Consider the following 12,574-nt stretch of genomic DNA (forward strand, 5'->3'; position numbering starts at 1 on the left):
TGGACACAAGTCACCAGCGAGACCATCAATCGGCCGTGCCGATATAGAGGTGCCGCAGCATCGGGTCATGGCGGATGCTGGATGCCGGCCCCGACAACGCAAAACGCCCATGCTCCATCACGTGCACGGCGTCGGCCAGGTCCAACGCCCGCTCCACGTCCTGCTCGACGATCAGCATCGTCAGACCCAATTCACGCAGGGCTGACAAGGCCTGGTAGAGCCGGTCCATCATCACCGGAGCCAGCCCCAAGCTGATCTCGTCAAACAGCACCAGGCGAGGCCGGGACATCAAGGCACGGCCGATGGCCAGCATCTGCTGTTGCCCGCCGGACATCGAGGTGCCACTCTGGCGGCGACGCTCCTTGAGGTCCGGGAACAGGGCGTAGACTTGATCCAGCCGCACCCGCATGTCGGCCGGGGCCACTGAACGTGCCGCCAGCATGAGGTTTTCTTCCACGGTCAGCGGCGAGAAGATGCGACGGCCCTCCATGCATTGGGCAATGCCCTTGTGTGTGATCACATGGGCAGGCAAGCCGGTCACGTTTTTGCCATCGATCAGGTACTGACCTGACGTGGGCCGAATGGCCCCGCTCAGGACATGGGCCAGCGTGGTTTTGCCTGCGCCATTGGTGCCGAGGATGGCCATCACCTGCCCCGGGTGCACCGAAAGGTCAATGCCATTGAGCACACGCGCCTGGCCGTACCCGGCGTGGACGCCCTGGAGCTGCAGCAGTGGTTGCTGGCTTTGCTTGGCTTGCTTCAGCCCTTGTGCATCCCACAAGGCGTTCAGGCTGCCCTGGAACAGAGGCACAGCAGGCGTGCCCGGCGCATCGGGTGCAGGAGCCTGTCCGTGCGCGGTGCCCAAGTAGACGGCGGACACCTCCTCACTGGCCAGCACCTCGCTGGTCGGACCCTCGGCAATTTTCTTGCCGAAATTGATCACCACAAGACGCTCGCAACACTCACGAACCACGCGCAGCACGTGCTCGATGATGACGATGCCGGCCACCTCGGAGCGCAGGGACTGGATCAGCTCGATCAACTCGCTGACCTCCGCGTCCACCAGACCGGCACCCACCTCATCGAGCAGCAGCAGCTTGGGGTCGAGCGCCAGCGCACGGGCCACCTCCAGGCGCTTGCGTCGCAACAGCGGCAGGCCTCGGGCGGGCAGGTCAGCCGCGTCCAGCATGCCAGTGCGCTGCAGGATGTGGTCGCAGGCGGCTTGCACTTCTTGAGCCGACGCGAATGGGTGCAGGGAATAACGTGCCGCCAGCAGGTTTTCGCGCACCGTCATGTCCATGAACGGCCGGGGGATCTGGTAGGTGCGACCTATGCCCAGGCGGGCACGCTCGCTGGCCGCCAGCGTGGTCACGTCCTGGCCCAGGAACACGATGCGGCCTTCGCTGGCTTGCAGGGCTCCACCCAGCAAGCCGATCAGCGTGGACTTGCCCGCACCATTGGGGCCGATGATGCCCAACACTTCACCGGGCTGGATGCTCAGCGACACGTGGTCGGTGGCGGTGAGGCCACCGTAGCGCTTGACCACATCCTTCATGACCAGCAATGGGCCTTCTTGGCTTGTTTGGATCGTGTTCATGCGGCTTGCTCCTTGTTGCTCCAGCGGGCGACCGCTGCCCTGCCCTTCCCCATCAGCCCCACCAGGCCCTTGGGCGCGAAACGGATCACCAGGATCAGGATCAGCCCAGTGAGCAACAGGTGCACGGCGGGGTAATCGGCCAGCAGCTCACCCAGGGCCACCACGAAGATGGCACCCACCAACGGCCCGGCGCGCAGGCCCTGTCCGCCGATGATCACGATGGACAGCACGTTGACCGTCCACTGCAGGCCAAAGGTGCCATAGGGTTCGACCGCGCCCAGCTTCAGGCCCTGCAGCGCCCCGCCCAGCCCCATCAGGAAGCTGGCGATCAGGAAGGCGAGCAGCTTGATGCGGAATGGGCGGACCCCCATTTGCTGCGCGGCGTCTTCGTCATCACGCACGGCACGCAGCAGGATGGACAGACGCGATCCAGTGATGCATGACATCAGCAGCGTGGTCAGCGCCGCCAGGCCCACAGCCAGCAGGAACAAGGCACGCAGGCCGGGTGGGTCACTTTGCAGGAAAATGCCTGTGGCGCCGCCAAAGCCGTTGTGGTTGACCATGAACAGGCGAGCCGACTCGGCCATGGCCAGCGTGCCCACAGTGAAGTACAGCCCTCTCAGGCGGAACACCGCACGCGACAACAGCAAGGCCAGCAGGGCCGCGCCACTGCCCGCCAGCAGCCAGGCACTGGCGATGCCGAATCCGGCATTGAGCAGGCTCACCATCGCATAGGCGCCCACACCGAAGAATGCGGCCGTGCCCAATGACACCAGCCCGCCGTAACCGGCCAGCAGGTTCCAGGCTTCGGCCAGCGTCAGCATCAACATCAGGCGAAAGCCGATTTCCAGGCCGTAATCGGACAGGCCGCCGCTGCCCATGGCCGCGGCCAGCAACAGCAAAGCGATCAGGGCAGAGCCCGAATGACGCACGAAGCGATGACGGATCACAGGCACATTGGCCTCTCTTGCAATCAAGGAAGTGGAGGTGTTCATCAGCGGACTCCTTGGGAAACCATGCCCGTGGGGCGCAAAGCCAGGGCCAGCAGGAAAACCAGCAGGCCGATGAGGTCTCGGTAACCATCGCCCAGCCACATGGCGCCCAGGCTCTGGATGACACCCAGGGCGACACCAGCCAGCAAGGTGCCGTGGATGTTGCCAATGCCGCCCAGCACCACCACCGCGAAGCTGATGAGCAAGTAGGTCGCACCGGTGCTGGGTGTGAAGGAAAACGCAGTGCCGATGAGCACTCCGCCCATGGCCGCACAGGCGGCGCCCAGACCGAAGGTCAGGGCATGCACGCGGCGCACGTCCACGCCGAGCACCGCTGCGGCTGTGGGGTCGGCGGCGCTGGCACGCAAGGCCCGGCCAAAGCCCGTCTTGCTCACCAGGATGTGCACGCCCAACACCACCACCACCGAGACGGCAAAGCCGATCAAGTAGATCTCGGGCACGGTGACAGGCCCCACCGTCAGCGGGCGGGCCGCATAAGGCGTGTCGATGGTGCGGGTGTCGGCGTGAAAGCCCAACAGGTAGAGGTTCTGCAAGATGATGGACGCACCGAACATGGTCATCATCGGTGCCTCCATGCCCTTGCCAGCCAGCGGGGCGATCAGCAGGCGTTGCAAGGGCATGCTGATCAACGCCATGGCGACCCCGATGAGAGGCAGGCCCAGCAGCGGGTCCAGCCCCAGCCAGCTCAGCATGAACAGCCCCAGGTAGGCCCCGCCCACCAGGAACTCCCCATGGGCCAGGTTCACAAGCTTCATCACCCCCAGGGAAATTGAAAGGCCCAGCGCGGTGAGCGCCAGCATGCCGCCCAGCAGCACGCCCGAAGCGATGCTGCTGGACACCATTGACACATCAAGCATGGCTTGCTCCTTTGGCCCAGCGGCTCAGTTGGCTGCAGGCAGCGGGAAGACCAGCTTGCCGTTGGCGCGGTTGGCAGGCCACACCACCACAGACTTGCCGTTCTGCCATTGCATGACGGTGATGGGGATGCGGGACACGTTGGAGGCGTCAAACTTCACCTGGCCGACCACGGTCTGCTTGTCGGTCTTGGCCAGGGCGGCATTGATCTTGTCGCGCTCCAGCGAGCCCGCTCGGGCGATGGCGTCCAGCAATACCACGGCAGCGGCGTGAGAATCCGCGATGTGCTGACTTTGTGACTGACGCGTCTCGGTCTCGAAGCGCTTGGCCAGGTCGGCCGCACCAGGGTACGGGAAGCTCGGGTCCCAGTAGCCGCCCACAAGCACGCCATGGGCCAGCTTGCCCAGACCTTGCGAGAACATCTCCGGCTCGGCGCCCTTTTCCACCACCAGCAGCTTGGGCTGCAGGCCGGCCGAGGCCATCTGCTTTCGGATCGCCATGCCCTGCGGCGGGATCGCGTCCACCAGCACGATGTCCACGCTGGCAGCCTTCGCCTGGGAGATCATCGAGGTGAACTGCTGCGCATCCACGGGGAAGGAAGCGTTGTTCACCACCTCGAAGCCACCTTCCTTGGCCAGTTGGGGCCACAACTGCCCGCCCACCACGCGGCCATCGGGCCCGTTGTCGGCCAGCACGGCAATGCGCTTGTTGGTGACAAGGTTGTAGTCCGCCATCATCTTGAACGGTGCGGCGGCCAGGTCGGCCTCGTCAAAGAAAATGGTCCATGCGTACTGCCACTTGCGCACCGCCAGGAAGGCCTTGATGGGGTTACAGCCCGTCACGAGCGGCACCTTGCGGCGTTCGGCCACCAGCGCACCGGCGTTGACCAGGGCTGGCGTGCACGAACCCAGCATGGCGGTGACCTGGTCGCGCGAGATCAGGGTCTCGGTGTTGCCTGCGGTGGCGTTGGGGTCGGTCTTGTCGTCGCGCACCACCAGGCGCACGGGCAGCTTCTTGCCGTCCACGGTCAGGCCACCGGCCTTGTTGATGTCGTTGATGGCGGTCTCATACCCCCACTTCTGGTACATGCCGAAGCCGGCCAGCGTGCCAGACAAGGGCAGGGAAGCGCCAATGACGATCTCATCGGCAGCGTGGGCCGGCTGGAACGCGGGCAATACCACCAGGGCAGCAGACAGGGCGATCAAACGTGTGTGAAAACTCATGGTGTGTTCCTGCTCAGAAATAGAAGACCAGGTCAGCGGACAAGGTGGTCTGGTTGCTGGCGCTGCCGCCGCCAAAGGCCTTCACGCCCTGGTTGTGGCTTTGCCAGTCGTAGCGCAGTTCGGGGCGCAACAAGACATTGCGCGTCAGGTCGATGCGGGCACCGAGGGTCAAGGCATTGAAGTCGCCCGGCACGGCGGTGACGGGGAACAGCGCGATGCCCTTGCGGTCCTGGAAGGTCTCGGCGCGCACCGCGTACTGCAGCGTGTCGCGGGCACGCCAGCTGACCTGGGCATTCAAGCCGCGGTAGCGCCCACCGGTGAAGCCGGGCCCCGTGAGGATGTCGATGGTGTCGGCCTGACCATCACCTTTTTGCTCGCCCATCAGGGCTTCGGCATGCACCTCCACGCGGTCCATGGGGTGAGCCACGATGCTCAGCGAATGGTGCGAGCGGCGCTGGCCACGCGGCGAGATCAGCCGGGAGGTGGGCATCTGCGGCGTCACATCCGGATCGCTTTGCTCATTGCCGCTCATGAAGCTGTAGTCCACCCAGGTGGCCATGTCGCTGCTGCGCCAGCGCACCGCGCCAATCAGGCTCTTGTCGCCGTTGTTGTCACGCCAGTTCTGTCGACCGTTGACCAAGCCCATCTCGGTGGCCACCAGACCCAGCTCGCTGCGCAGCACGTTCACCGAGGCCAGCACGCCGGCCACCTGGTCAGGCTGGGCCACGAATGCATAGGTGCGTGAATAGAAGAAGTCCGGCCCCGGGCGGAACGAGGGCGGGATTTCGTAACCCACCCCGGCGCCGAAACGCCCCGCCATCACCGCCACGCCCTGCCACCAGGGCAGATAGGCTTCGGCATACACCTGCGGCGTGGCCCAGTAGTTCTGTCGGTTCGAGCCCGGCGCCACGCCACTGGGGCTCTGGTTCACCCGCCAGTCGGCGTCCAGGCCATGCATGCTGGCGGGCAGGCCATTGCGGCCGTAAAGCAGCTCTGCGTTGAAGCCCCAGGAATAGTCCCAAGGCACAGGGCCTGGCAGGGGCGTGATGCGGGGCAACAGGTTGCCTCGCATGGCCTGGCTCATCACCACGTGCAACTCGTTGAGCTGCAGACCCTCGTCGCTGGGGCCGACCACGGGGAAGTTGCTGTGGCCGCCAGTGGCCTGGGCGTGGGTGGAGCGGTTGTTCACCGCGTAGCCGGCCTGCAGGTAGCCCTGCAGCTTGATGCCTGTAGCCTGCTCGAATCCGTCGAACAAGGCATACGGTGCGGTGTCCGCCACGGGCGGGGAATCGGGGTCGGACTGGGCCAGCGCGGCCGGGCCAGACATCGTCAGCGCCCAGGCCGCAGCCAGGGCAACAGGGGTGAGGGTGCGCTTCACGTGGGTGTCTCCTGTTGGTGTCGTCTGATCAGAAACTGACCTGGTCACCGCCCTTGAGCGCCAGCATGGCGCGGGCCTCGGCCGGGGTGGCCACTTCCAGCCCCAGCTCTTCCAGCAGGGTGCGGATCTTGCGAACCTGTGAGGCGTTGCTGGGGGCGAGCTGGCCACGCCCTAAATAGAGGCTGTCCTCCAGCCCCACCCGCACGTTGGCTCCGCGGATGGCTGCATACGTGAGCAGCGAAATCTGGTGGCGACCGGCGCCCAGCACCGACCAGTGGTAATCGTTGCCAAACAGGCGGTTGGCCGTCTGGCGCATGAAGTCGACGTTCTCCGGGTCCGGCCCGATGCCGCCCAGGATGCCGAAGATGGTCTGGATGAAGAACGGTGGTTTGATCAGGCCGGCGTCCACAAAGTGCGCCAGGTTGTAGAGGTGGCCCACGTCGTAGCACTCGAACTCGAAGCGCGTGCCGCAGCCCTCACCCAGGTCCTGGAGGATGTGGCGGATGTCCCTAAAGGTGTTGCGGAAGATGATGTCTTCGGTGCCTTCCACGTAAGGCTTTTCCCAGTCGTACTTCCAGTTCTTGATCTTGCTGGCCGCCGGGTGGATGGAAAAGTTCATCGAACCCATGTTCAAGGAGGCCATCTCGGGCTTGAAGCGCAGCGGCGGCGCCAGGCGCTCGGCCAGCGTCATCTTGGTGGAGCCTCCGCTGGTGATGTTGATCACCGCATCGGTGGCCTCCTTGATGGCCGGCAGGAATTGTTCAAACACCTCCGGGTCGGCCGAGGGGCGGCCATCATGCGGATCACGCGCATGCAGGTGCAGGATGGCAGCACCAGCCTTGGCCGCGTCGATCGCCTCCTTGGCGATTTCCTCTGGCGTGATCGGCAGGTGCGGCGACATGGCCGGCGTGTGGATGGCGCCGGTCACTGCGCAGGTGATGATGACCTTGTTGGGTTTGGCCATGGTGTGGCTCCTTCATCGTGATTCGGCTTGGTTCATGGCGACAAGGTGGGCACGCACCTTGTCCTTGAGGTCTTGCTGGGCCTGTTTGCTCCAGCTGCGAAAGCCCTGGCCGGTCTTCATGCCCAGCCTCCCTTGGGCGACGAGCTGGCTCAGGTAGGGCGATGGGCCCGCCGTGTGATCGATGTGTGGCAACACGGTCTCGTGGATGGCCAGCGTCAGGTCCACGCCCACCAGGTCGGCGTTCTCCAATGGGCCCAGCACCGGCAGGCGTCGACCAAAGCTGGCCTTGACCACGGTGTCCACGGTCTCGGCGTCGCACACGCCCTCGGCCACCAGCGCGATGGCCTCGCGCCACAAGGCGTGCTGCATGCGGTTGCCAATGAAGCCTGGCACATCCTTGTGCACCATCGCAGGCGTCTTGCCGGTGCGGGCCAGCAGGTCGAACATCTGCTGTGCCTCGGCGTCTCCGGTCTCGGGTGTCTTGATCACCTCCACCAGGGGCACCAGGTAAGGCGGGTTCCACCAGTGGGTGCCCAGGGCGCGGCGGCCGGTGCGCAGGCCCGACATGATCTGCGTGATAGGGATCACGGAGGTGTTGCTGGCCAGCAGTGCATGGGCCGGAGCCAGGGTTTCCAGCTCAGCAAACAGCTGCTGTTTCCACGCCAGGTTTTCCGGGCCAGCCTCGATGACCACGTCGGCGTCACGCACGGCAGCGGGCAGCTGGGCGTGGGCTTTGACGCGCTGGGCAATCTCAGGCGACAACCCCAGGCTGCTCAGGTTGTCGGCGATGCGCGCGTTCAAGGAGACCAGTGCATCGGTGGACACGTCGAACACGCTGACCGGGTGACCGGCCACCGCGAAGACCTGCGCGATGCCATGGCCCATGAGGCCGGCGCCAATGATGGCGATGCGTTCAGGGTGGGCCATGCGTCACCCCGCCGTGTAGCCGCCATCGGCGTACACCGTGTGGCCGGTGTGGAAGTCCGAGGCTTTGGAGCACAGGAACAGCAAGGGGCCGGCCAGGTCTTCCGGCTCACCCAGGCGGCCCAGCGGCACGCGTTGCAGGAAGCCGCCACGCACCTCGCGAGCCTTGTCGGTGTCTTCGAACATCCAGGCCGTCAGTGGCGATCGGAACACGGTGGGCGCGATGGCGTTGACGGTGATGCCGTGCTTGCCCCATTCGCAGCCCAGCGCGCGGGTCAGGCCGTCGGTGGCCGCCTTGGAAGCACAGTAGGCGCTGTAGCCCGCCGGGTGCCCCAGCTTGCCGCGAGCCGACGACACCAGCACCACCTTGCCGCCGCGCCCATGGGGAATGACTCGCTCGCCAAAGGCCTTGCACAAGAGCCAGGCGCTGGTGACGTTGCCATCCATCACCGATTCGAACCGCGCCAGCGGCATCTCGGTGATGGGACACGGGTCGTTGAGGCCCGAGCCCACCACCAGGATGTCCAGCGCATCCCAAGCCTGCAAGCCGACATCAAGGATGTCCGCGCAGGCCGCTTCGGTCGACGGCCGGCGTGCCACGGTGCGCACTTCGGCGCCTAGCTCACGGCAAGCCTGGGCCGTGTCGGCCAAGGCCTCTTCGTTGCCTGCGGCCAGCACCAACCGGGCGCCGGCCGCCGCCAGCACACGTGCCGCCAGCGACCCAAACGCCCCGGAAGCACCGGTGACCACGGCCACCTTGCCCCGCACCTCAAACAGGGACAGCGGGTTCTTCAACCAATCGCTCATGGCGTCTTCTCCGGATACGGCATGGCGACCAGCATCGTGGCCACCTCATTGCCGTGGTTCTTCACTTCACGCACCTCACCAGGCGGGATGCAGCAGCTGTCCAGGGGGCCCAGCACCACTTCCGTGGCGGCCGTCTTGAGGGTGATGGCGCCTTGCAGCACCACGTACACCTTCTCCAACGGCGAGCTGTCTGGCCCCGCCCCGCCACCCGGCAGGAAGTGGGACAGTCCGATCCACAGCCTTTCGGGGCCGCCCTGCTCGAAGCCGAGCAGCCGCAGCGAGCGCATGTCGTAGTGGTTCGGGGCCTCGTAAGGCTGGGCCTCGCCGAAGCGTTTGACCAACATGGCTCAGTCCTTGCCGTTGGCAATGCGGTAGCTGCCCTTGCGGTCCACGATGGCCACCAGGCGCACGATGCAACCGTCACCCTTGGTCCAGCGCCATGGGAAGGCGGCGAAGGTGACGCGCATGCCGGTGACCTTGTCGATCTCGCCGCCCACGTTCTCGATGCCGCAGATGCCAGCCTTCAGGATGGCCTGGTGGCAGGGCTCCCATTCGGGGAAGTCTTCGATCACCTTGCGGCCGGTTTCGCGTTCGTACTCGCGATTCACATCGGGCAGCAGACCGTTGGGCCAACCCGGGCCGTGCGGGCCAATGGCCGTGCCCAGGGGGTGGTCCAGGGCCTGGGTGTCGGTGCCGATCATCTTCACCTTCTTCTTGGCGAACCACTCACCGGCGTCCTTGTAGAAGCCGGGCGAGTAGGCGTAGTACTGGCGGTTGTCGCCGTAGGTTTTGTGCCATCCGGTGTTGACGATGACGATGTCGCCCTCTCGGATCTGGGGCGAGGCCTTCTCCAGGTCCTCGGCGGTGATCACCTCCCACTTGCCCTTGGGGATGGACACCACCACGCCGGTGCCGAAGAAGTGCGGCAGGGGCACCTCGTCCATGAAGGCCGTGCCCTCCACGACGTGAGCCGGCGCATCGATGTGCGTGCCCGAATGCATCACGGTGGTGATCTTCTGGGTCAGCACACCTGACTTGGCCATGCTGTGCAGACGTTCGATCTTCACGTCTTCGAAATACGGCCAGCAGGGCTGCCCCAGGCCCCAGGGGTGGCTCAGGTCATAGAACTCCAGGCCCATGTCGTTGTTGAGGTTCTCCTGGTACTCCGTACCGCGGATCGTCGTGGTCATGCTTGACTCCTGATGGCGCCACACCCCGGTTGGGTGCGGGCAGGTTGAGATCTTTATCCAACCACTATCCGGTACAGCTGTACCGCAATGCGATTCGATGAAGGCATAGTCGTTCAGGAACTCACCCCTCGCCAATGGGACAATCCCTGACAGCAGAAACCCGATCCAGCGCGGCTGGCACACTGGGCACCAGCGCGAAGACACACACCGTTCGAAAGCAAAAAAACGTGAACTCGGAGCAATCAGGCAAGGAAGCCGGCGCATCTGCCGACAAAAGCGGGATCCAGGTGATCGCGCGTGCAGCCGCGGTGCTGCGGGCATTGAAAGACCACCCTCAGGGCTTGTCCTTGGGTGAGTTGGCCAAGTTGTTGGGGCTGGCCCGCTCGACCGTGCAGCGCATCGTGGAAGCGCTGGACCGGGAGAACCTGGTCATCGCGGCCTCACCCACGCGGGGTGTCCGGCTGGGCCCAGCTCTGTTGGCCTTGGCTGCGGCCACACGCTTCGAAGTGGCCGAGATCGCGCGCCCCATCCTTCAGGAAATCTCTCTGGAGTGCGGCGAGACGGTCGACTTGTCCATCCTCGACGGCGACAAGCTGGTTTTCGTGGAGCAGATCGTGGGTGTGCACCGCCTGCGCGCCGAATCCGCCATCGGGGTGTCTTTCCCATTGCACTCCACCGCGCCAGGCAAGGCCATGCTGGCCCTGATGACCGACGAGGAGCGGGCCAACCTCAAACCCAAGCTCAAACTCACACGCATCACGCGGCATACCGTGTCATCGTGGCCCGTGCTGATGGCCGAGTTGGACAAGGCCAGGGAGACCGGCCTGAGCCATGACCTGGAAGAAAACTCGATGGGCATTTCTGCTGTGGCCACGGCCTTGCGCGTGTCCACCGGCGAGATGATTGCGATCTCCATTCCCGTGCCAACGCAGCGCTTTGATGGCATGCGCAAGCAGTTGGAGAAGACGCTGATGTTGAACTCTGCCCGCCTGCACGGCCTGTTGTGAGATCTCAGACCTCGTTGACAAGCCACACGGCGCTGGGGCCAGCCTCTCAGTGCCACGACAAGTGAACCAGCCTGGGAATTGTGGAAGTGGGCTGCTGCCCAATGGTGACCACCTGCCCTCGAAACCCCTGTGCAGGGGCTACACAACACGAGGCGCCATCGCTTGCAACCAGCAAAGCTGTTTGGCAAACTAGCAACGCGTTCAACCGGGAGGTTGAACCCGCTGTCAGGACAACCTGCAGCACCGTCGGTAAGGCGCGATGCCCCGATGCCTGTACAGAGGCTTAGCCATCGCGGGGACTTTCCATATCGGAGTCCCCATGACCAGCCAAATCCAACGCTCAAGAAGAACTGCTTTCGATCGCCAATGCGGCAAGTGGTACTACTGCGGCCTGCGCATGTGGCTAGATGGTCCTGCTGGTGATCTGAGCTCAGAAAGTCGAGCCATCTGAAGCGATAGTTTTCCGGCACATTGGCCCCAGCAGGGGCTAGCGGAGGACATGATGAAGAAGAGTCGGTTTTCGGTCGAGCAAATCGTCGCAGCGCTCAAGCAGGCGGAGATGGGAATGCCAGTGGCGGACTTATGCCGCAAGCTTGGGATCAGTGAGCCCACGTACTACCGCTGGAAGAAGCAATACGGCAGCCTGGAGCCCGACCAGGCCCGCGAACTCAAGCAGCTACAGGAAGAGAACGCTCGGCTCAAGAGGCTGGTGGCCGATCTGAGTCTGGATAAGGCAATCTTGCAGGACGTAGCCGCAAAAAAATGGGGCGGCCCGCGCTGAGGAAGCAAGCTGTGGCCTATGTCATGGGCCACTACTGCATCAGTCAACGTCGGGCCTGCACGCTCATCAAACTGTCGCGCAGCACGCTGTACTACCAGCCTGTTCGCGACCCTAGGCCAGAACTGCGACTTCGCATGAAGGAGCTGGCACAAACCCGAATCCGCTACGGGTATCGGCGTCTTCATGTTTTGCTCAAACGCGAAGGCTGGCAACTGGGGCGCAAGCAGTGTTACCGCATCTACCGTGAGGAAGAGCTGCAACTGCGCTCCAAGCTGCCCAAGCGTCGCAAGATGGTCATACAACGTCGACAGCGCTTTGCAGCTACGAGACCCGGTGAGGTCTGGTCAATGGATTTCGTGGCCGATCAGTTCGGCAATGGGGGCAAGTTCAGAATTTTGACGGTGGTCGATGTCTTCAGTCGGCAAGCGCTGGCAGTCGACGCGGGCTTGAGACTCCGAGGTGAACATGTGGTTGAGACGCTCAACCGCTTGGTGCGATGGCATGGCGCACCCAAAGTTGTCTTCGCCGACAACGGCAGCGAGTTCACTGGCCGTCTGATGGACATGTGGGCCTACCACCATGGGGTGCGATTGGACTTCAGCAGACCCGGCAAACCAACGGACAACAGCTTTGTAGATACCTTCAACGGCAGCCATCAGGGATGAGTGCCTGAACGTGAACTGGTTTGCCTTGTTGGACGAGGCTCAACGGCTTTTAGAGGCTTGGCGAAGGGACTACAACGAGAGCCGACCTCACAGTGCTCTCGACTACCTGACGCCCGCTGAATACGCCCGTAAGATCAAGGAGTTGGAGCCTGCCTAGTGGCTCCTTGAAC

At 64.1% G+C, this 12,574-nt stretch carries 11 protein-coding genes and 1 pseudogene; 2 read left to right on the forward strand and 10 right to left on the reverse strand.

The window, feature by feature from the left end; translation table 11 throughout:
* Window positions 1-25: 25 nt before the first annotated feature.
* The 10 genes from QZ994_RS01595 to QZ994_RS01640 are packed head-to-tail and all read right to left on the reverse strand — an operon-like array spanning window position 26 to window position 9,951.
* Window positions 26-1,597: an ATP-binding cassette domain-containing protein gene (locus tag QZ994_RS01595; RefSeq protein WP_290867320.1), complete on the reverse strand. Its 1,572-nt coding sequence runs from the start codon at window positions 1,595-1,597 to the stop codon at window positions 26-28.
* Window positions 1,594-2,592 carry a branched-chain amino acid ABC transporter permease gene (locus QZ994_RS01600; RefSeq protein WP_290867322.1) on the reverse strand — a complete coding sequence of 333 codons (999 nt, stop codon included), beginning with the start codon at window positions 2,590-2,592 and terminating at the stop codon, window positions 1,594-1,596. Before QZ994_RS01600 ends, QZ994_RS01595 begins: the two co-directional genes overlap by 4 nt.
* Window positions 2,592-3,467, reverse strand: a complete 876-nt coding sequence (locus QZ994_RS01605; protein WP_290867324.1) for a branched-chain amino acid ABC transporter permease — start codon at window positions 3,465-3,467, stop codon at window positions 2,592-2,594. The genes QZ994_RS01600 and QZ994_RS01605 overlap by 1 nt, the downstream gene beginning before the upstream one ends.
* A gap of 24 nt (window positions 3,468-3,491) precedes the next feature.
* Window positions 3,492-4,688 carry an amino acid ABC transporter substrate-binding protein gene (locus tag QZ994_RS01610; RefSeq protein WP_290867326.1) on the reverse strand — a complete coding sequence of 399 codons (1,197 nt, stop codon included), beginning with the start codon at window positions 4,686-4,688 and terminating at the stop codon, window positions 3,492-3,494.
* A gap of 13 nt (window positions 4,689-4,701) precedes the next feature.
* Window positions 4,702-6,066 (reverse strand): outer membrane beta-barrel protein, encoded by a 1,365-nt coding sequence (locus tag QZ994_RS01615; RefSeq protein WP_290867328.1) that lies wholly within the window; start codon window positions 6,064-6,066, stop codon window positions 4,702-4,704.
* Window positions 6,067-6,094: 28 nt separating this feature from the next.
* Complete coding sequence (locus QZ994_RS01620; protein ID WP_290867330.1) at window positions 6,095-7,030, reverse strand: 3-keto-5-aminohexanoate cleavage protein; 936 nt, start codon at window positions 7,028-7,030, stop codon at window positions 6,095-6,097.
* 12 nt (window positions 7,031-7,042) lie between these two features.
* Window positions 7,043-7,957 (reverse strand): 3-hydroxyacyl-CoA dehydrogenase family protein, encoded by a 915-nt coding sequence (locus QZ994_RS01625; protein WP_290867331.1) that lies wholly within the window; start codon window positions 7,955-7,957, stop codon window positions 7,043-7,045.
* Between the two features lie 3 nt (window positions 7,958-7,960).
* Entirely contained in the window at window positions 7,961-8,761 is an 801-nt protein-coding gene (locus QZ994_RS01630) for an SDR family oxidoreductase (protein WP_290867333.1), read from the reverse strand.
* Window positions 8,758-9,105: a cupin domain-containing protein gene (locus QZ994_RS01635; RefSeq protein ID WP_290867335.1), complete on the reverse strand. Its 348-nt coding sequence runs from the start codon at window positions 9,103-9,105 to the stop codon at window positions 8,758-8,760. Before QZ994_RS01635 ends, QZ994_RS01630 begins: the two co-directional genes overlap by 4 nt.
* Before the next feature lie 3 nt (window positions 9,106-9,108).
* Window positions 9,109-9,951 (reverse strand): cyclase family protein, encoded by an 843-nt coding sequence (locus tag QZ994_RS01640; protein ID WP_290867337.1) that lies wholly within the window; start codon window positions 9,949-9,951, stop codon window positions 9,109-9,111.
* Window positions 9,952-10,178: 227 nt separating this feature from the next.
* Here QZ994_RS01640 and QZ994_RS01645 point away from each other — a divergent pair, with 227 nt between their 5' ends.
* Together QZ994_RS01645 and QZ994_RS01650 are read left to right on the forward strand one after the other, a co-directional pair.
* Window positions 10,179-10,958, forward strand: coding sequence for an IclR family transcriptional regulator (locus QZ994_RS01645; RefSeq protein WP_290867339.1), 780 nt, complete (start codon window positions 10,179-10,181; stop codon window positions 10,956-10,958).
* A gap of 502 nt (window positions 10,959-11,460) precedes the next feature.
* A pseudogene (locus tag QZ994_RS01650) lies at window positions 11,461-12,561 on the forward strand (IS3 family transposase).
* Window positions 12,562-12,574: the final 13 nt, after the last annotated feature.

This window comes from Aquabacterium sp., assembly GCF_021768455.1.
Lineage (GTDB): Bacteria > Pseudomonadota > Gammaproteobacteria > Burkholderiales > Burkholderiaceae_C > Aquabacterium.